Consider the following 20821-nt stretch of genomic DNA (forward strand, 5'->3'; position numbering starts at 1 on the left):
TGCCGCAATGGGCAGGCCCGTGTCGATTCCGGCGCGTCCATCGCACTGCCCAGATTCCCCTCAATACTGCCGCGTGGTCATTCAATTCGCTGCGTCCAGCGACGCGACGGCGCGCTGCGCCTGGTCGATAGCTGCAGTGACTGACGGGCTTCCCGCTGTATCGGCGCCGGCAATGCGAATATTGCCGACGCCGCGCTCCGCCATTTGCAGCGCGGCCTGCCACTGGCCATCATCGGACGACAGCGTCGATCCCATATAGCTATAACCGTGCGCCCAGCGATTCACCGTAATGGCCTTGATATCGCGCGCCGAGCGGAATCCGCCCGCACCCAGCACCCGATCGAGTTGCGTACGAATATCGCGCTCGAGCACATCGAACGGCGTGCCCAGCAGGAATGCCCTTCCCGCGCGAAACCGGTCGCGCGCCGGCATGCCGCTATCGGGCACGACGGGCACATAAAGCATATGCAGTACAACCGGGTCGCCGCTGCCGCCGCTGGGCGACTCCAGCCAGAAATCGGCATACGGCATGGTCGGCGCATGAATGCGCCAGGCTTTCAGCGCTTCGAATGCGCGCCAGTTGTCCAATGCCACTTTGCTATAAATCAGCGGCGCCTTGACGCATCCCCGCAACGCCGTTTTTGTCGCCGCCGGTAAGGAAGGCAGCAGAAACGGCACCATCATGTTGTAACCGGCCACGATCACGTGTTGCGCTTCCACGCGCTGCAAATTGCCTTGCCAGCCATACGTGACACGCGTAATCCGAACATCGGGTTCGATGGCGATAGCCGTACTGTTTAGTCGGATTCTCACCGGCCTGCCGTCGCGATCGAGCTTCGCATAATCGAACCTTGCCCCGCTCAGCCCTCCAGGACCGGGCGACGCGATATCTGGCACCAGCCGCTGAACCAGGGCGCGGGCCAGCGTCGCATTACCATCCGGAAACCAAAGCCGCGACGCCGGCGATTTACCGAGCCGGGGGTCGACCGCCGGAGCCGGCATTCCCGCGCCCGCGGGCAATCCAATCGAGATGGCCTGCGCCACGGAAATGCCGTCGGCATCAAGCGCGAATGCGTCAAGGCTGCGACTGCGCAGGAAACGCAAGGCCGACAGGCCCAGCCCCGCCTTGTCGCGCAGGAACACGGCATACCGCGTGGTTTCGATAAAGCGCGCGCGATTCTCCGCCGTCGTGCCCGCGAGGTAATCCGTTTCGCCCTGCAGCAGGCGTAGCAATGCCTGGCGATCCGCCGCAGAGACTGGCGCCTTGCCGAGAAAATCACGCAGCGGCTCGATATTCGACGTGGTGCCGCGATTGCGCGCATCGACCCATGCCGCGAAGGGATCGCCGGTCAGCCATTGATCGCGGCCGAAATGCTCGGCATTGAAAAATACGGCGCGGCCAAGTCCGCGTTTTTCGTACTCGTCGCCGGGCATTGGCCGGGTGCGGGCTGCCGGATCGATCCCAAGGCCTGCCAGCAGCGTACGCACCGCGGCATTATCGTTCACCGAGGGCGGCATTTCGGCGCTGCCGCCATAAGTCAGCAATGTGCGCCCGCGCACGGTAAATTCATTGCGTTTGGCGTGGCCGCCGAAATCGTCATGATTATCGAGTATCAGAATGCGCCGATTCATGCCGAATTTCCGCTGATAAAACCACGCAGCGGCCAGTCCGCTAATGCCGCCGCCCACAACCACCAGATCGTACGATTCACGCGCCAGTACGCCAGGATAGGTGGCGCCCTCGCGCGCCAGGCTGTGCGCCAGCGTGAAGGTGCCGGCGTGATTGCCGCGCAGGCCCGTCAGCGCCGGTGGATAAGCTGCCGATGACTCCGCCGCAGCCATTGCCGGTTGCGATGCCGCCGCGCGCGCCAGCCCGGCGGGCGCAATGCCGGCAGCAATCGTCAGCGCCGTACCGTTCAGAAAATCTCTGCGGGTGATCGTCATGGTGTGTCCGAAATGCGGGCGCGCGGCCCAAGCGCCTGCCGGCGTGCGGCGACGGCCTCGGGCGACACCGGTCCCGCGCGATTGCCCCAGCCGCCACGGATAAAGGTCAGCAGATTGGCCAGTTCCTGGTCTTCCATGGTCCAGCCATAGCCGGGCATGTGGTAGTCGCTAGGCGCGGTATTCACACGTGCGGTCACCGCGCCATCGAGCAGCAGGTTGATCAGCGAGGCGGGATTGGGATCTACCACGGTAGGATTGCCCGCCAGCGGCGGGAATACCCGCGCGAAGCCCTTGCCGTCGGCGTTGTGGCACGGCATGCAATAGGTGGCGTACTGGCGTGCACCGGGCGTGTCGAAGCGGCCCTGCGCGAGCCGCATGGCGGTCGCAGGGTCGTGCCGATACGGTTGCGCCTCGCCGCGTGCGCCCGGGATCGACTTCAGGTAGGTGGCCACGGCGACGAGGTCGCCCGCGCTCAGATATTGCGTCGACGCGGCAATCACGGTCGACATCGGTCCGAACGAGGTGGCGTGGGCATTGCGGCCCGTATGCAGGTATTCGACGATATCGGCCTGCGACCACGCGCCAAGGCCGGTCAGCACGTCGCCGGTCAGGTTGGTGGCGGACCATCCCTCCACGGTCGCGCCGGACAGGAAATGCCGGCTGCGTTCGTCGCCGGCCTTTTCGCCATAGAGCATGCCACGCGGCGTATGGCACGCGCCGCAATGCGCGACGGCCTTCACCAGATAAGCGCCGCGGTTCCACACCGGGTCATGCGCTGCATCGGTGCGCATCGCGCCGTCATCGAGGTTCAGCCAGTTCCACGGCGGCAGCAGCCAGCGCATGCGATACGGCCAGCGCAGCACGGTTTCGCGATTGGCCTGCCGCACCGGCTTCACTTCGCTGCGCATCCAGGCATAAATGGCGGCGACATCGTCGCGGGTCATCCTGGCGTACGACACGTAGGGCATGGCCGGATACAGCCGCGTGCCGTCGCGCGCCACGCCGCGCCTGACCGCGCGATCGAAATCGTCGAACGTATATCGTCCGATGCCACTGTCCGGATCGGGCGTGATGTTGGTGGAATAAACGTCGCCGACATCGGTCCGCAAGGCCAGCCCGCCCGCCATCGGCGCGCCGCCCTCGGCGGTGTGGCACGCCGCGCAGTTGGCGATGCGCGCCAGGTAGCGGCCGCGTTCGATCTGCTCGGCCGATGCGGGGGAAGTGGCCGGGAGCACCGAAGCAGGTGCCGAAGGGGGCGCAGCCCGGGCCATGCCGGCCGACATCGCGATGCAGATGGTCAGCGGCGCAAGCAGGCGAATAGCAATGACGTGTCGCATGGGCGTGGTCGGTCCGAAGTTACTGTGCACGATTGCGCTGGCTCCACCATTCCATCGCGCCAAATGCGCCCTGCACCGCCAGCGCCAGCACCGCTGCCGGAATGGCTCCGGCCAGCAGTTGGGTGGAATCGTTGAGCGCCAGGCCGGCGACGATGCGCTCACCGTAGCCGCCTGCGCCGACGAATGCGGCAATGGTCGCGGTGCCGACACTGATGATGGCCGCGGTCTTGATGCCGGCCAGCACCACGGGCATCGCCAGAGGCATCTCCACGTACCGCAGCACCTGCATCGGGCGCAACCCCAGCGCCCGCCCCGCGTCGCGCATGCCCTGGGAAATTCCCTGCAGGCCCGTGCAGGCATTGCGCACGATCGGCAGCAGCGCATAGAGAAACAGCGCGATCATCGCCGGCCACACGCCGATCCGGCCTAGCAGCGGGATCAGCATCGCCAGCAACGCCAGCGACGGCACGGTCTGCAGCACGCCCACGGCCGCCAGCATCATCTGTCCGATACGTCGGCGGCGCGCCGCCACGATTCCCAGCGGCACGCCGAGCAGCGTGGCAGCCCCGACGGCGCCGCCGACCAGCGCCAGATGCCGCGCGGTCAACCGCCATGTCTCGGCGCCCGTCAGCACGCGCAACAGGCCTTGACGATGCTCGTCCTGGCCCGGCGCGGCGTCGTGGCCCGCGAGAAAACGGCTCGCAATATCCGCGAACGACGCACCGTCGATCTCGGCCGACGCATTCATGTCGATCATGGCCGCCACGCCGATGCGCCCGGACAACTGTTGCAGCGCTTGCCACGCGGCAGGAAAGCGCTGCGGCACGTCTAGCCGGTAGACGATCACCGCGTCGTAGCGCGGAAATACATGGCGCGTGTCTTCTAGCACGCGCAGCTGGAACCGGCGGATCTTGGCATCGGTGGAATAGATGTCGATCGCGTCGATCTGCCCGCTGGCCAGCGCGTCATAGGCGATGCCGTGGTCGATCCCGACCGGCCGTTGCGGCAGGCCGTAGCGTTGCGCCAGCGCTGGCCAGCCATCGGCGCGGCCGATGAATTCGTGCGACAGGCCCAGCCGCAGCGTCGGCTGGCGCGCCAGATCGTCGAGTGTGCGCAGATTGCCGGCGCGCGCTTCGGACACGGCAATCGCATAGGTGTTCTCGAAGCCCAGCGGCACCGCGGCGCCCAGCCCCATCGGCGCCAACGCGCTGTTGATCTGTTCGAGCGACACCTTGCCCGGCAGCTTCAGGATCTCGCTGGCCAGCGTGCCGGTGTAGTCGGGATAAGCGTCGATGCTGCCCGCCTTGAGGGCCTCGAAGACGATGGCGGTATTGCCCAGCCCCGGCAGATGGCGCGTGTCGACATGGCGCGCCGCGGTCTGCGTCAGGATTTCGCCAAGGATGTATGACTCGGTGAAGCGTTTCGAGCCGATGCGCAGGGTGTCGGCATGCGCGGCCAGCCTCGGCGCAAGCAGCAGGCACAGCACGGCCAGCGCCGCGTTAAGCCAGGCGCGGTGCGACCGGGAGCGGGCCTGGCGGTACATGCGAGGCCAATGCAGTATCCGAGCGGGCACTGGCCAGAAAGGCGACGGCCAGGCGCGGTGCGACCGGGCGATATGGGGCAAGCCGGAACCTCCGGAGGGATCGTCCCGTCATCATAAAGCCATACGACGGCCATACAAGCGCGGCGTGTCCGGCGTCAGGCCTCAGGCCTCAGGTGTCAGGTGTCAGGCGGTTGGCGTCACATGAACGGCGAGCCAGATCGTCGGCTGCGCGGCGTCGGTGCGCGCCACGCGATGCCTGCAGCGCGCCGGCAGTTGCAGCCAGTCGCCAGCGCCCAGCGTATGCATGGTGCCGTCGTCGATTTCCACCTCGGCGCTGCCGCTGATGACCAGCACCCACTCGTCGTCGGCGCTGTCATACCAGAAGCCGGGCGGGCTCGCCTGGCCGTTCGACACAATTCGTTCGATGCGCACGCGGCCCGTGGCCTGCCACGTCAGCAGATCGGTAAAGACCTCGCCTTCGGCATGCACCGGTACGTCGTGCAGCAGATTGCCCTGAACGGATGCCATCGCCGAATGCTCCTGTGGATGCGATCTTGCGTTGTCCGGTCCGCCAGCCGCGCTGGCGTGCAGATCTAGTCGGGGCCGCCGGGCGCGAGGACTTCGCGCGTGCCGTTGCGGCCCATCGGCGAGACCAGTCCCGCCGCCTCCATCTGTTCGATCAGTCGCGCGGCGCGGTTGTAGCCGATGCGCAATTGCCGCTGAACCGCGGAAATCGAGGCCCGGCGCGATGTCAGCACAATCTGTGCGGCTTCATCATAGAGCGGATCCGCTTCGCCCTCGCCGCTGTCGCCCAGCAGGTCGCCAGCAGCGCCTTCGGGCACGTCGCCGGCCAGGATCGCTTCTTCATAGTCGGGCTCGCCAAACTGCTTCCAGTGCTCCACTACGCGGTGCACTTCCTCGTCGGCGACGAACGCACCGTGCACGCGCTGCGGATAACCGGTGCCCGGCGGCAGGAACAGCATGTCGCCCTGCCCCAGCAGGCTTTCCGCGCCCATCTGGTCCAGAATCGTGCGTGAGTCGATCTTCGATGACACCTGAAACGCCACGCGCGTCGGGATATTGGCCTTGATCAGCCCGGTGATCACGTCGACCGATGGACGCTGCGTCGCCAGGATCAGGTGAATGCCGGCCGCGCGCGCTTTTTGCGCCAGCCGCGCAATCAATTCTTCGATCTTCTTGCCAGCCACCATCATCAGGTCGGCCAGTTCATCGATCACCACCACGATCAGCGGCAGCGTGGAAAGCGGCTCGGGCGCATCGGGCGTCAGCGAGAACGGATTCGGCACCTTCTGCCCGGCCGCCTGCGCCGCGCGGATCTTCTGGTTGTAGCCAGCCAGATTGCGCACCCCCAGCGCAGACATCAGGCGGTAGCGCTTTTCCATCTCGCCCACACACCAGTTCAGCGCGTGCGCGGCCAGCTTCATATCGGTCACGACCGGCGCCAGCAGGTGCGGGATGCCTTCGTAGACGGACAGCTCCAGCATCTTCGGGTCGATCATGATCAGGCGCACGTCTTCCGGCGTCGCCTTGTAGAGCATCGACAGAATCATGGCGTTGACCGCCACGGACTTGCCCGAGCCAGTGGTGCCGGCCACCAGCAAGTGCGGTGCGCGCGCCAAGTCGGTCACCACCGGATTGCCGGTGATGTCCTTGCCCATCGCCAGCACCAGCTTCGATGCATGCGCGTGGAAGGCGCTGCCGCTGACGATCTCGGACAGGCGGATCATCTGGCGCTTCGGGTTGGGCAGTTCCAACCCCATGCAGGTCTTGCCCGGAATGGTCTCGACCACGCGAATCGAAGTCACGCCCAGCGCGCGCGCCAGGTCCTTCACCAGGCCGACCACCTGCGCGCCGCGCACGCCAACCGCGGGATCGACTTCAAATCGTGTAATAACAGGACCGGCGCTGGCGCCAACCACCGACACGGGCACCTTGAACTCGGCCAGTCGCTGGGAAATCAGTTCGCCGGTTTGCTGCAGCCGTTCTTCCGAGACCTGTTCGGCATGTTCGTCGGCCGGCTCCAGCAGATCGGCGCCCGGCAGGCGATAGTCGACCACCATGCGCGGCGCGGGCGGAATCACCGGAGCTGCTGCCACGGCGGGCGTCGGCGACGCGGCGACGGCCGGCGCAATCGACGACAGCGGCACGGTCCGGCCGACCACGGCCGGCAACACGATGCGGGGTTTCGGCGCCGGCTGCACGAACGCGTTGGCATCCTCGACCGCCGCAGCATCGTCGGCCGATGACGCATCCCCGCTTTTCGTGTCATCCGCGGGCGACGATGCATCGGCCGTCTCAGCCTCGTCGAATGCCACGCTCGGGCTCACGCCGGCGGCAGCCATCGATCCGGCTTCGCCTGAAAAAACGGCTTCAGCGCGTGCCCTGGCGTCGGCAGCGGCCTCTTCTGCCTCGGCTTCCGAGATCGACGCCGCGACGGCCTGCTCGATGGCCTGCACGACCGTCGGCTCGGCCGGCAAGTCGTCGACCGTCGGTTCGAGCGGGCCGATGTCGCCCGGCGCCTCGCTTTCGGGTGCCGGCGCGGTCATGTGATCCTCGCCAGCGGCGGCAATCGGCATGGCCACCAATAGCGTTTGGTCTTGCGAGGGCGTGTCGGCCTGCGCGGCCATTTGAGAGATTTCCGGCGCGCTGACGGCAGTCATCGCCGCGGGCGTCGCCATGCCCATCGGCCGACCGGCCAGTTCGCGCAGTTCGGCCAGCAGCGCCAGCGCCTCGTCACGGAGCGCATCGAATGTGACCGGCGGCGACGCGGACGTGTCCGCTTCAGGCGATGTGGGTGCAGGCGTGGCTGTCGCACCAGCGTCCGAAATGGTTGCGGTATGAGGATCGACCGATGCGGGAGCAACCTGGGACGCCCCCGCCGCTGCCGTCGCAACTTCGGCGGACGGCGACGGGCTCGCCGAGGTCGCCACGACGGCGCTGCTTTCCACTGCCACTTCCGCCACGACTGCCGTGGCCGCTGAGGCGTCCCCAGCCGGTGCCGGCTTCCTCATCGCTTCGGGCAGCGTCGTGATGGCCGAGCGCAAACCGAGCTGCGGATTGCGGAACGGGCTGCTCACGATGGTGGCCTGCGGGGCGGCTTTTGGCTCGGCGCGGGTCTCCGCGCGCGCAGCGGGACGCGCTTCGGGCCTGGCTGGCGTCCTGGGCTGCGGCTTCTGCGCGACGGTTTCAGCCCTGCCGGCCGGCTGTGCTGGCGCGGGCTTGATGGCTGCCGCAGAAGTCGATGCGGTGGCTGTGGCGGTGGCCGGATCGCGCCGGGTCGCGCCCGGCGCGGGAGCGTGATGGAGCCAGATCTCACCGGGTTGCGGAGGCGACTGGCGCGTGCGCGGCGGCGGCTGCCATGCCGGTTGACGCCGTGCCGATACGGCTTCGATGCCCTTGTGGCGCGCCGGCTGCCGCGCGGCAGCCGACTGCGCAGGCAGCGACGTGGTTTCCCAGCGTTGCGGCGCCTCGCGGGCGGCAGACGCTTGCGGCCCAAAGTCGGTGCGGTCGGTGCGGTCGGTGCGGTCGGTGCGGTCGGTGCGGATGTCGGTGCGCGGCTCGGCACGCGGCGCGATGGGCTCGTCGTCGGACACGGCGCGCGGACGACGCAGCAGGAACAGGCTGCGCCACGTCTCTCCAAATACCATTGGCGCCGCCAGCCCAAGCAGCGCCAGCATCATCAGCAGCGCGCCGGTCCAGCCGAGCAGGCCGGATGCCACGCCTGCCAATGCATGCCCGGCAGCGCCGCCGGCCGTGCCGCCCTCGCCGCCGGTCAGCGCCTCCAGCGTGGCGCTGGCGCCCAGCACCAACACCGTCCCCATCCACACGCGCAGCGAGCCGCGGCCAAATACACGGCGATCGCCGGCAAGCGCGCGGCCTACCGTTCGCCAGACGAGCGGCAGCAGCCACAAGGTCGACAATCCGAACCAGCCCAGACCCATTTTTGATATGACACGATGAAAACCACGGGCAGCGATTGTAGCGGGTCTGGCTGCGCGCAACGCCAAGCGTGCACGGAAACTTACGCTTTATTGCCCGGCGCGAAACGGATACTTCGCGAAGATCAGGCCAACCACCTTGTCGATCGCCGCCTGATTGTTCTGCGGATCGGTCTGGCCCGCTTCGCCCTGGGCCACGCCTTCCCAGACCAGCTGGTTCTTTGCGGCATCGACGATGTCGATGTTCAGCGTGCCCTCGGTATACGTATAGGTATCGCTGTACAAGCCATAGCCGGGCCATGGCGCGTACATGCCGCCGCGATAGGCGTAGTAGCCCATGTAGCCGGGCGGCGGCAGCGGCGCGGGGCTGCTGACGATTTTCTGCTGCAGTTGCATGTTGAAATTGAGCAGCAGATCGGGGTTGCGCGGCGCGTAGGTGTAGCCGCGCGCGGTCATCTCGCGCTGCGCGGCGGCTTTCAGGTATTGCGTGGTCAGGCTCTCGTAGCCCTGGCGGTCGGTGCCGACGCGCGGCACGAATGCGAACGTACGGTAATGCGAAAAGTCGTTGGCCCGGTTGTAGTCCGTACGAATCTCGGGGCCGATGGCGCAGCCTGCCAGCATCATCGCCACAAGCGCCAGCGCCGCGGGCTGCCACGAGGCGCCCGGGAAGGATCGGTGGCGCATGGCCGGCTCGGTCAATTCCATTTGCCGTCGTACCCGCCCACGCTGAGGCGCCCCGCGCCAAGCAGCGCCACGGCGAGCGCGGCGCCCAGGTACATCCCCTGCAACTCCAGCGCCCAGCCGCCTGTTGGCGCCATCTCGCCAAGCTGCTTGGCATGGACCAATGCGAAGGCAAACAGCATGTTGACCGCGATGATCACTGCGCCGAGGCGCGTCCAGAGTCCGATGATCAGCAGGATCGGCGCGACCACTTCGCCGATATAGACCAGATAGGCCACCGGCGCGGGAAGCCCCGCCTGCGTGACCACCTGGACGACGAAGCCGGGACCGGCCATCACCTTGGCGATGCCGTGCAACAGGATCAGCACGCCCAGTACGATGCGGAGAATGGCTTTGCCCAGATCCTGCGTTCCTTGCGTGCGGCTCATTGCGTTGGCTCCTTGCGGTTGTTTGCGTGCGCAGCATGTGACCTGCACAACTACCTTAGATCGTGCTGGCGTGAAGGTAAAGGCGCAGCGTCCGGCCCGCGTGGCGCCCGCGCATCGGCAAACGTCGATGCGACGCGGGTCTGCCTAGCGCGGCGCTTCCGAATCGTCCTGGTCCAGCGCCGGCGCCATCGGCGCCATCGGCGGCGCGGCATGCATCGGTGTGGTGGCGGTCATCATCCCGACCTTGCGCCCGTGCTCGGGCAACACCTCGGCCAGGAAATCGAGGAAGCGCCGCAACGCGGGCGTGACGCCCTGCCGCGAAGGAAACACCGCATGCAACACGCCCAACGGCAAATCCCACTGCGGCAGCAGCACTTCGAGTTCGCCGCGCTCGATTTCGTCGCGGCAATACATGCGCGGCAACATCGCCACGCCCACGCCCGCCACCGCGGCCTCGCGCAGCAGCGCGAATTCATCCGAAATCAGGCGCGGGTCGTAGCCGATGTGGACCGGATCGCCGGCCTTGTCGAACAGCGTCCAGATATGCCGGCCTTCATGCGGCTTCTGGGCAAGCCCCGGCATGCCCTCCAGCGCCTGCGGCGTTCGCGGCCGGCCAATGCTGTCCAGCAGCGCCGGGCTGGCCACCAGCTTGAGGTCGCTCTTGCCGAATGTACGAACCGCCAGGCTGGAATCGTCGAGCACGTTTCGCACGCGCAGCGCAAGGTCATAGCCTTCGCCAATCACGTCGACGCGCCGGTTGGTCGCATCGACTTCCAGCTGGATGCCCGGATTGGCGCGCATGAAATTGCCGATGTTGGGCGCCAGCAGCACCTGAACGATCGCCACCGGACAACTGATCTTGAGGATGCCGCCTGGTTGCTCGCGCGCGTTGTCGATTAGTTCGCGGGCGGCTTCCGCGGCCTGCAGCATGTCGCGACAGCGCGCGTAATAGGCCTCGCCAAGCGGTGTAACGCGCACTTGACGCGTGGTCCGACGCAGCAGCTGCACGCCCAGATCGCGCTCCAGCTGTGCAATGCGACGCGACAGGCGCGACTTGGGCACGCCCGTAGCGCGGCTGGCTGCGGAAAAACTGCCGTGCTGCACCACCTGCGCGAACAGCGATAAATCGTTGAGATCCTGCATGGGCCCGCTCCTTGGAGTCTCGTTGCACCGATAGAACAATCATTTGCATTTTGCCTCACTACCGGCATCAATGGGGAATCTCTATCTTTCACTCATCCCAACCGAACCCCCGTGGAGCCAAACATGAACATCCTGCAGATCGATTCGAGCGTACTGGGCGACAACTCCGTATCGCGCAACCTGACCGCCAGCATCGTGGCCGATATCGTCGCGAAGAATCCCGACGCCAAGGTCACCGTGCGAGACCTGGACCGCGAAGCCCCCGCTCACCTGGTCAACCATCTGCTGCCCGTGCTGGGCGGCCCGAAGGACGGCCTGAACGATGTGCAGCAGGCCGAACTGGAACGTACCGAGCAGCTCCTGGCCGAGTTTCTGGCCGCCGACGTGCTGGTAATTGGCGCGCCGCAATACAACTTCGGCATCCCCAGCCAACTGAAAGCCTGGATCGACCGTATCGCGCAGGCCGGCCGTACGTTCCGCTACACCGCCAACGGCCCGGAAGGTCTGGCCACCGGCAAGCGCGCGATCGTGGTGTCGTCGCGCGGCGGCGTGCGCCAGGACGCCAACGCGCTGGATCTGCATGAGATCACCATCGACACGGTGCTGCGCTTCCTCGGCATCACGGACATCACCTTCGTGCGCGCCCATGGCCTGGCGATGGGTCCCGAAGCGCGCGACGCCGGTCTGACGACGGCCCGCACTCAGATCGCCGCGCTCAATGACGCCGGCCGCGCCGCCGCCTAAGCGCCGTCCTATGCAGTCCCCCGCGCCTGCCACCGCGCAGGCGCGCCCGTCTCAGTGAAGTACCCGGCGCTGCCCCTTCGGCGCCGGTGCTGTTCCAGACAGGCATCCCGTTACGGGGTGCCTGTTTTTTTTCGACCGCAGCCGGAAACCGCACCATGGCCGGCGACGGGTTGGCGGCCCGCGGTCAAGCTGTAGGGGACCGCCTACAAGCGCGCCGGACTGCACCCCGCTCGCCGCGTCCGGCGTATGGGTCTATGATGGTTCGACCGATCGCCCGTCGGGGCCGACGGGCCCGCGCCTACCCGCCAAATCTCCATCCGTCTTCCGGGAGCCTGCATGACCACAGCCTCAGCACTGTTGCCTGCCGCCGTCAGCCATCCACCCCACGAGCCCGCGCTGCTAAGCCAGTATCGGCACGTGCGTGCGGCGACGGAAGCGCTGGTGGCGGACTTGTCCGATGCCGACGCAACCGTGCAGTCGATGGACGACGCGAGCCCCGCCAAATGGCATCTGGCCCATACGACGTGGTTTTTCGAGGAATTCGTGCTCGGCGCCCGACTGCCCGATTACGAGCCTGTCGATCCGCAATACCGCTATTTGTTCAATTCGTATTACGAGGCGGTCGGCGCGCGACATCCTCGGCCGCGGCGGGGTCTGCTGACGCGCCCGTCGCTCGACGAAATCCTGGCCTATCGCGAGGCGGTGGACGACAGCATGCTGTCATTGCTGATGACTGCCCAGACCGACGACGAAGCCGCCCTGATCACGCTGGGCCTGCATCACGAGCAGCAGCATCAGGAATTGCTGCTGACCGACATCCTCCACCTGTTCGCCCAGAATCCGCTGCGGCCCGCCTACGCCCCGGCGCTGACCGTACCGGTAGTTGCCGACCCTCGCCCGGCGCCCGAGTGGGTGTCGTTTGCGGGCGGCATCGTCGCCATCGGGCACGACGGCGACGGTTTTGCTTTCGACTGCGAAGGCCCGCGCCACCAGGTGCTGTTGCGGCCGTACACGCTGTGCACGCATCCGGTCAGCAACCGGCAATGGTTTGAATTTATCGAAGATGGCGGCTATCAGTCGGCCGGGCTCTGGCTTTCCGACGGCTGGCGATGGGTGTGCGACAACCAGATCGATGCGCCGCTCTACTGGGAAGCGCGCGAAGGAACGTGGTGGCAGATGAGCCTGCGCGGCATGCATCCGGTGGACCCGGACAGTCCGGTGACGCACATCAGCTTCTATGAAGCCGATGCGTTCGCGCGTTGGGCCGAACGGCGCCTGCCGAGCGAGGCCGAATGGGAGCACGCGGCGCAGAGTCTATCGGCCACCGGCAATTTCATCGAAGGGCGCGCGCTGCGACCGCTGCCGGATCGCCAGAACACATCGGGCGTCCTGCGCCAGATGTTCGGCGACGTATGGGAATGGACGGGCAGCGCCTACCTGCCGTATCCCGGATTTCGACCCAGCGCCGGCGCCGTGGGCGAATACAACGGCAAGTTCATGAGCAGCCAGATGGTATTGCGCGGCGGCTCCTGCGTGACGCCCGAATCGCACATCCGCGCCAGCTATCGCAATTTCTTCTATCCCCATCAGCGCTGGCAGTTCACCGGCCTCAGATTGGCCGACGACGCATGACGCGGCAACAGCAAGCCGGCTGCGCTGCGAGTCCCGAATTCCCAAATTCCCCGGACAAATCCTCCTTCTCTCTGAAAGCCAGGCATTTTGAGCCTCTTCCGCCTGCGGAAGAGGCTCAGGTCTTTCGATCGCCTCGTATGGCAGTTAATTGCAAACTAAAGAAACCAAAAAAGGATTGGGATGTGGGCGCGCGACAGTAGCCACGCAAGCACAGCGGAAAATCAGCCGTCGCGCAGGCGACGCCACAGCGTCGTCGCGCTGATGCCAAGTTGCGCGCAGGCCGCGGCACGGTTGCCGTCGCATTCGGCCAGCACACGCCTGACATGCTCTGCCTCGGTGGCGCGCCCCACTCCCGCCAATGAGCGTGGGGCGTCGCCGGTGGCATGGGCGGTGTCCGCTGGCGCGACGGCCGGCATACCGGCGAACAATTCCGGAACGGCGGCCTGCACTTCGCGCCGCAACGCCGCGGCATCGAGCTGCGCGCCGGCCACCAGCACGGCCACGCGCTCGGTCACGTTTTCCAGTTCGCGGATATTGCCCGGCCATGCGTAGTGCGCCAGCCTCGCCCGCACCAGTTCCGGCAACGGCTGCGGCGCGTCGAGCCCGAGCCGCTCCTGCGCGCGGCGATACAGCAGCGCGGCCAGCGCCGGCAGATCGGCGGAGCGCTCCCGCAGCGGCGGCATCTCGATGCGCAGGATATTGAGCCGGTAATACAAGTCCTGCCGGAACGATCCTTCGCGCACCAGCGCGCTCAGATCCCGATGCGTGGCGGCGATCACGCGCACGTTGACGGGCACGGCCTCGATGCCGCCGATCGGCAACACCTGCTTTTCCTGCAGCACGCGCAGCAGCCGCGTTTGCAGCGCCGGCGGCATGTCGCCCACTTCGTCCAGGAACAGCGTGCCGTTGTGCGCCGATTCGAACAGGCCGGCCTTGCCGCCGCGCCGCGCACCTGTGAAGGCCCCCTCCTCGTAGCCAAACAGCTCCGATTCGAGCAGCGTCTCCGGAAACGCCGCGCAGTTGACGGCGACGAACGGAAACGCGCGGCGCGGGCTGGCATCGTGCATGCCCTGCGCCAGCACTTCCTTGCCGGTGCCGCTTTCGCCGCTCACCAGCACGGTCGAATCGACCATCGCGTAACGCCGCGCCAGTCCGCGCAGATCGCGCATCGCCGCGGAGTCGCCCGCCAGATCGTCGAGGCTGTAGCGCACGCCGGCCGCGCGGGTACGCGTGCGCGAGCGCAAATTGCGGTCGGCGCGATGGATCGCGTTGGCGTCCTGGATCGTGAGCACCGCGCCCGACGTGCCTGTATCGCCGACGATGGGAATCCGGTTGACCACCACCATTTTGTCGCCGAGCCGATGAATCGCCTCGAGCTCGCGCGTGCCGCTGTGCATCACGCCGTCGAGCGACAAACCCGGCGCCAGCGTCGCCAGCTTGCGGCCGACGGCAACGCCAGCCGGCGTGCCCAGAAAGCGCTCCATGGCCGGATTGAACGCCTGCACGCGGCCTTCCGCGTCGACGGCCGCCACGCCCTCGTTCAGATGGGCCAGGATGGCGTTGACATAGTCGCGGCGCGTCGATTCGATGCGCCGCAGGCGCGCGGCCTCGATCGCGTCTTCCAGCGCCAGCCGCACGGCGTTGCCGGAGTACAGGAACACGCCAACCAGACCGTACTTGTCGGCCAGATCAGTGACCATGCCAGGCCCGACCACCACACGGATGCCCTCTTCCTTCAAAGCTCGCACGCGCGCCGTGGCGTCGTCTTCGGTCAGATAGGTGTAGCGTGGAATATCGAGCCCGAAGGCGCGCACGAATTCGTCGACTTCCGCGTAGGTCGATGCGTGCGTGACCAGCGCGACCTTCGGCGAAATGCGCCGGGCGGTCGCCAGCGCATTCATCACGTCGAAGCCCGTCACCTTGACCAGCACCACCGGCACATCGACATGCTGGCGCAGATAGGCGCCGTTGGATCCACCGGCCACCACCACATCGACGCGGTTCTCGCGTGCCTCACGGTTGATCGCGCTTGCAGCGGCTTCGAATGCGCGTCCGACGATGCGGAATTCGGCCCGCGCGGCATAGGCCGGGATCAGGTCGGCAAACGCGCGCGACAGGCGGCTGATGCCCATCGCCCAGATGCGTGGCCGGGCGCCGGCCGCCAGCGCGGGGGCGGGATTGAGGGGGATGGGGGATGGAAGCGATGACATGGCAATCCTGCGGTAAATCGCGCAAGCCCACGCCGAGGTCTGCCGGGAGCGCGAAAGTCCTGCCATTGTCTTCCCACGCGCGCCGATTTTCAACTTTGAAATCCATGAATTTCACAAATGAAATTCAACTCAACTTTACGCCGCATGAAGCATACTGCGCGGCGCCCCGAGACATCCCGCCAAGCCGCTGATTCGTAAGCACTTTTTAGCCGAAAAATGGCGTATGGCCCACCTTTTGAAAACGCACACCGCCGCTGGCACACCCCTTGCGCTTACCTGCGCCGCCCCTGTTTCGACAGGCTCACGAACATCAGACTCACAGATCCACACCCATGACTTTTTCCGCCAACGACCTCGCGCGCTCTGCCGGCGCACGCTTCCGCCAAGCCCTGATCGACGAAACACCGCTGCAGATTCCTGGCGCGATCAATGCCAATCACGCGCTGCTGGCCAAGCGCGCCGGCTACCGCGCAATCTATCTGTCGGGCGGCGGCGTGGCGGCTGGATCGCTGGGCCTGCCCGACCTGGGCATCTCGAACCTCGACGACGTGCTGACCGATATCCGCCGCATCACCGACGTCTGCGACACCCCGCTGCTGGTCGACGTCGACACCGGATTCGGTTCGTCGGCCTTCAATGTGGCGCGCACCACGCGGTCGCTGATCAAGTTTGGCGCCGCGGCCATGCACATCGAGGATCAGGTCGGCGCCAAGCGCTGCGGGCATCGTCCCAACAAGGAAATCGTCGGCCAGGATGAGATGGTCGACCGCATCAAGGCGGCAGTCGATGCGCGCACGGACGAGAATTTCGTGATCATGGCGCGCACCGACGCGCTGGCCGTGGAAGGCCTGGACCGCGCCATCGAGCGCGCCGTGGCCTGCGCGGAAGCCGGCGCCGACGCCATCTTCCCGGAAGCCATGACCGACCTGGACATGTACGCGCGGTTTGTCGATGCGGTGAAGGTGCCGGTGCTGGCCAATCTGACCGAATTTGGGGCCACGCCGTATTTCACGCTGGACGACCTGCGCGGCGTGGGCGTCGCCATGGCACTTTATCCGCTGTCCGCCTTCCGCGCCGCCAACAAGGCCGCCGAGAACGTCTATACGGCGATCCGCCGCGACGGCACCCAGCGCAACGTGGTCGACACGATGCAAACCCGCGCCGAACTTTACGAGCGCATCGACTACCATGCCTACGAGCAGAAGCTGGACGCGCTGTTCGCCCAAGGCAAGGCCAAGTAAGCGGCCTCCAATCATCCAGAAGACAACCGAGACGAGACGCAAGTCGCGCCACACACCATGGCAGCTCGCAAACCATCCACAAGAAGCAAGGAGACCCCAATGTCCGAAGCCCAACCGCTGGCCACGCCAAAACCCAAGAAGTCCGTTGCCCTGTCCGGGATTGCCGCCGGCAATACCGCGCTGTGCACCGTTGGCCGCAGCGGCAACGATCTCCACTATCGCGGCTACGACATCCTGGACATCGCCGATACCTGCGAATTCGAGGAAATCGCCCACCTGCTGGTGCACGGCAAACTGCCCACCCGCTCTGAACTGGCGGCCTACAAGACCAAACTGAAATCGCTGCGCGGCCTGCCCGCCAACGTCAAGGCGGCACTCGAATGGGTGCCGGCCAGCGCGCATCCGATGGATGTGATGCGCACCGGCGTGTCCGTGCTGGGCACCGTGCTGCCGGAAAAGGACGACCACAACACGCCGGGCGCGCGCGATATCGCCGACCGCCTGATGGCAAGCCTGGGCTCGATGCTGCTGTACTGGTACCACTACAGCCATAACGGCCGCCGCATCGAGGTGGAAACCGACGACGATTCGATCGCCGCGCACTTCCTGCACCTGCTGCACGGCGAGGCGCCGTCCAAGCTTTGGGAACGCGCGATGCAGACGTCGCTGATCCTGTACGCGGAGCACGAGTTCAACGCCTCGACGTTTGCCTGCCGCGTGGTGGCCGGTACCGGCTCCGACATGTATTCGGCGATCTGCGGCGGCATCGGCGCGCTGCGCGGTCCCAAGCATGGCGGCGCCAACGAGGTGGCGTTCGAGATCCAGAAGCGCTACGACACGCCGGACGAGGCCGAGGCCGATATCCGCCGCCGCGTGGAAAACAAGGAAGTGGTGATCGGCTTCGGCCACCCGGTCTACACGATCAGCGATCCGCGCAACGTGGTGATCAAGGAAGTGGCGCGCAAGCTGTCGAAGGACGCCGGTTCGATGAAGATGTTCGATATCGCCGAGCGCCTGGAAACCGTGATGGCCGACGCCAAGAAGATGTTCCCGAACCTGGACTGGTTCAGCGCCGTGAGCTATCACATGATGGGCGTGCCGACCGCGATGTTCACGCCGCTGTTCGTGATTGCCCGCACCTCTGGCTGGGCCGCGCACGTGATCGAGCAGCGCATCGACAACAAGATCATCCGCCCGACGGCCAACTACACCGGCCCCGAGAACCTGAAGTTCCTGCCGATCGACAAGCGCGCCTGATCGTCACCCGCAACAAGAACAGTGCCGCCGCCCGCGCCCGCGCACATGCCGGGCGGCCGGCACGACAGTCTCCACGACGCCATGAACACTGCATACCGCAAACCGCTGCCCGGCACCGCGCTCGATTACTTCGACGCCCGTGCCGCAGTCAACGACATTTCCCCGGGCGCCTGGGACAAGCTGCCGTACACATCGCGCGTACTGGCCGAGAATCTGGTGCGCCGCTGCGACCCCGCCACGCTGACCGCGTCGGTCAAGCAACTGATCGAACGCAAGCGCGACCTGGACTTTCCGTGGTATCCGGCGCGCGTGGTGTGCCATGACATCCTGGGCCAGACGGCGCTGGTCGACCTGGCCGGCCTGCGCGACGCGATTGCCGATCAGGGCGGCGATCCGGCCAAGGTCAACCCGGTGGTGCCGGTGCAACTGATCGTCGACCACTCGCTGGCGGTGGAATGCGGCGGTTTCGATCCCGATGCGTTCGCGAAGAATCGCGCCATCGAGGATCGCCGCAACGAGGACCGCTTCGACTTCATCAACTGGACCAAGAAGGCGTTCCGCAATGTCGACGTGATCCCGCCGGGCAACGGCATCATGCACCAGATCAACCTGGAAAAGATGTCGCCGGTGATCCACGCCGACCATGGCGTGGCCTATCCCGATACCTGCGTCGGCACCGACAGCCACACGCCGCACGTCGATGCGCTGGGCGTGATCGCTATTGGCGTGGGCGGCCTGGAAGCCGAAAACGTGATGCTGGGCCGCGCGTCGTGGATGCGCCTGCCCGATATTGTCGGCGTGGAGCTGACCGGCCGCCGCCAGCCCGGCATCACCGCCACCGACATCGTGCTGGCGCTGACCGAGTTCCTGCGCAAGGAAAAGGTGGTCGGCGCCTATCTGGAGTTCCGCGGCGAAGGCGCTGCCAGCCTGACGCTGGGCGACCGCGCCACCATTTCGAACATGGCGCCCGAGTACGGCGCCACGGCGGCGATGTTCTTCATCGATGCGCAGACCACCGAATACCTGCGCCTGACCGGCCGCGACGACGCGCAGGTGCAACTGGTGGAAACCTATGCCCGCACCGCGGGTCTCTGGGCCGATGCCCTGGTGACCGCCGAATACGAGCGCGTACTGCATTTCGACCTGTCCAGCGTGGTGCGCAACATGGCCGGCCCGTCCAACCCGCACAAGCGCCTGCCGACCTCCGATCTGGCGGCGCGCGGCATCGCGGGCAAGTGGGAAGAAATGCCGGGCCTGATGCCCGACGGCGCGGTCATCATCGCCGCCATCACCAGTTGCACCAATACCAGTAACCCGCGCAATGTGATTGCCGCCGCGCTGCTGGCGCGCAACGCCAATGCGCGCGGCCTGACGCGCAAGCCGTGGGTCAAGTCGTCGCTGGCGCCGGGATCGAAGGCGGTCGAACTCTATCTGCAAGAATCGGGACTGCTGCCCGATCTGGAAAAGCTCGGCTTCGGCATCGTGGCATTTGCCTGCACGACGTGTAACGGCATGTCCGGCGCGCTGGACCCGAAGATCCAGCAGGAGATCATCGACCGCGACCTCTATGCCACCGCCGTGCTGTCGGGCAACCGCAATTTCGACGGGCGCATCCATCCGTACGCGAAGCAGGCGTTCCTGGCGTCGCCGCCGCTGGTGGTGGCCTACGCGATTGCCGGCACGATCCGCTTCGATATCGAACGCGATGCGCTGGGCACGGACGCGAGCGGCCAGCCGGTGTACCTGAAAGACCTGTGGCCCAGCGACGAGGAAATCGACGCCATCGTCAAGCAGAGCGTGAAGCCCGAGCAGTTCCGCAAGGTCTACGAGCCGATGTTCGCGATTCACGCCGACAGCGGCGAGCGCGTGGACCCGCTCTATGACTGGCGTCCGCAGAGCACGTACATCCGCCGTCCGCCGTACTGGGAAGGCGCGCTGGCCGGCGAGCGCACGCTGCGCGGCATGCGCGCGCTGGCGGTGCTGGGCGACAACATCACGACCGACCACCTGTCGCCGTCGAATGCCATCCTGCCGGACAGCGCGGCCGGCGAATATCTGGCCAAGATGGGCCTGCCCGAAGAGGATTTCAATTCGTACGCCACGCACCGCGGCGATCACCTGACCGCGCAGCGCGCGACCTTTGCCAACCCGACCCTGACCAACGAGATGGCCGTGGTGGATGGCGCCGTGAAGAAGGGATCGCTGGCGCGTATCGAACCCGAAGGCAAGGTCGTGCGCATGTGGGAGGCGATTGAGACCTACATGGCGCGCAAGCAGCCGCTGATCGTGGTGGCCGGCGCGGACTACGGCCAGGGATCGTCGCGCGACTGGGCGGCCAAAGGCGTGCGGCTGGCGGGCGTGGAAGCCATCGTGGCCGAAGGCTTCGAGCGCATCCACCGCACCAACCTGATCGGCATGGGCGTGCTGCCGGTGGAGTTCTTCCCGGGCACCAACCGCATCACGCTCGGCATCGACGGCACCGAAACCTTCGATATCGTCGGCGCGCGCAAGCCGCGTGCGGAACTGACGCTGGTCATCCATCGCCGTACCGGCGAAAAAGTGGAAGTGCCGGTGCTGTGCCGTCTCGACAGCGACGAGGAAGTGTCGATCTACGAAGCCGGCGGCGTGCTGCAGCGCTTTGCGCAGGACTTCCTGGAATCGTCGCGCGCGGCGGCCTGAACGGGAACGAACGGGAAACATCA

Annotated in this window: 14 protein-coding genes; 5 read left to right on the top strand and 9 right to left on the bottom strand. The window is 66.4% G+C overall.

Features of this window, described 5'->3' with window-relative positions; genetic code table 11:
• Positions 1 to 81: 81 nt before the first annotated feature.
• The 8 genes from AC1RKI_RS22775 to AC1RKI_RS22810 all read right to left on the bottom strand — a co-directional run bounded on the left by AC1RKI_RS22775 (position 82) and on the right by AC1RKI_RS22810 (position 11035).
• Positions 82 to 1944 (bottom strand): NAD(P)-binding protein, encoded by a 1863-nt coding sequence (locus AC1RKI_RS22775; protein WP_492797379.1) that lies wholly within the window; start codon positions 1942 to 1944, stop codon positions 82 to 84.
• On the bottom strand, positions 1941 to 3281 hold the full coding sequence (locus tag AC1RKI_RS22780; protein ID WP_492797377.1) for a cytochrome c: 1341 nt from the start codon (positions 3279 to 3281) through the stop codon (positions 1941 to 1943). Before AC1RKI_RS22780 ends, AC1RKI_RS22775 begins: the two co-directional genes overlap by 4 nt.
• 19 nt (positions 3282 to 3300) lie before the next feature.
• Positions 3301 to 4824: an ABC transporter permease/substrate-binding protein gene (locus AC1RKI_RS22785; RefSeq protein ID WP_492797375.1), complete on the bottom strand. Its 1524-nt coding sequence runs from the start codon at positions 4822 to 4824 to the stop codon at positions 3301 to 3303.
• Between the two features lie 183 nt (positions 4825 to 5007).
• The gene (locus tag AC1RKI_RS22790; protein WP_404993431.1) at positions 5008 to 5352 is read right to left on the bottom strand and encodes a cupin domain-containing protein; all 345 of its coding nucleotides are present in this window, start codon (positions 5350 to 5352) and stop codon (positions 5008 to 5010) included.
• 65 nt (positions 5353 to 5417) lie between these two features.
• Positions 5418 to 8786: a DNA translocase FtsK gene (locus AC1RKI_RS22795; protein ID WP_492797374.1), complete on the bottom strand. Its 3369-nt coding sequence runs from the start codon at positions 8784 to 8786 to the stop codon at positions 5418 to 5420.
• 87 nt (positions 8787 to 8873) lie between these two features.
• Positions 8874 to 9467 (bottom strand): DUF4136 domain-containing protein, encoded by a 594-nt coding sequence (locus AC1RKI_RS22800; RefSeq protein ID WP_150979167.1) that lies wholly within the window; start codon positions 9465 to 9467, stop codon positions 8874 to 8876.
• A gap of 11 nt (positions 9468 to 9478) precedes the next feature.
• Positions 9479 to 9892 (bottom strand): DoxX family protein, encoded by a 414-nt coding sequence (locus AC1RKI_RS22805; protein WP_227459406.1) that lies wholly within the window; start codon positions 9890 to 9892, stop codon positions 9479 to 9481.
• A gap of 144 nt (positions 9893 to 10036) precedes the next feature.
• Positions 10037 to 11035: a LysR substrate-binding domain-containing protein gene (locus AC1RKI_RS22810; protein ID WP_492797371.1), complete on the bottom strand. Its 999-nt coding sequence runs from the start codon at positions 11033 to 11035 to the stop codon at positions 10037 to 10039.
• Positions 11036 to 11158: 123 nt separating this feature from the next.
• Between AC1RKI_RS22810 and AC1RKI_RS22815 the strand changes: the two genes are divergently transcribed.
• The gene (locus AC1RKI_RS22815; protein ID WP_492797369.1) at positions 11159 to 11779 is read left to right on the top strand and encodes an FMN-dependent NADH-azoreductase; all 621 of its coding nucleotides are present in this window, start codon (positions 11159 to 11161) and stop codon (positions 11777 to 11779) included.
• Between the two features lie 336 nt (positions 11780 to 12115).
• Positions 12116 to 13411 carry an ergothioneine biosynthesis protein EgtB gene (gene egtB, locus AC1RKI_RS22820; protein ID WP_061957717.1) on the top strand — a complete coding sequence of 432 codons (1296 nt, stop codon included), beginning with the start codon at positions 12116 to 12118 and terminating at the stop codon, positions 13409 to 13411.
• A gap of 221 nt (positions 13412 to 13632) precedes the next feature.
• Here egtB and prpR read toward each other — a convergent pair whose 3' ends face one another.
• A complete protein-coding gene (gene prpR / locus AC1RKI_RS22825) occupies positions 13633 to 15621 on the bottom strand; it encodes a propionate catabolism operon regulatory protein PrpR (protein ID WP_150979171.1) in 1989 nt (662 codons plus the stop codon).
• 332 nt (positions 15622 to 15953) lie between these two features.
• On the opposite strand from prpR, the gene prpB reads away from it, so the two are divergent.
• The 3 genes from prpB (at position 15954) to acnD (ending at position 20798) form a co-directional block, all read left to right on the top strand.
• Positions 15954 to 16862, top strand: a complete 909-nt coding sequence (gene prpB / locus AC1RKI_RS22830) for a methylisocitrate lyase (RefSeq protein ID WP_061957719.1) — start codon at positions 15954 to 15956, stop codon at positions 16860 to 16862.
• A 99-nt stretch (positions 16863 to 16961) separates the two neighbouring features.
• Positions 16962 to 18119 carry a bifunctional 2-methylcitrate synthase/citrate synthase gene (prpC, locus tag AC1RKI_RS22835; RefSeq protein ID WP_061957720.1) on the top strand — a complete coding sequence of 386 codons (1158 nt, stop codon included), beginning with the start codon at positions 16962 to 16964 and terminating at the stop codon, positions 18117 to 18119.
• A gap of 81 nt (positions 18120 to 18200) precedes the next feature.
• Positions 18201 to 20798 (top strand): Fe/S-dependent 2-methylisocitrate dehydratase AcnD, encoded by a 2598-nt coding sequence (acnD, locus tag AC1RKI_RS22840; protein ID WP_492797366.1) that lies wholly within the window; start codon positions 18201 to 18203, stop codon positions 20796 to 20798.
• The last annotated feature ends 23 nt before the right edge of the window (positions 20799 to 20821 follow it).

The sequence above is a fragment of the Cupriavidus sp. GW822-FHT06G04 genome, from assembly GCF_058799075.1.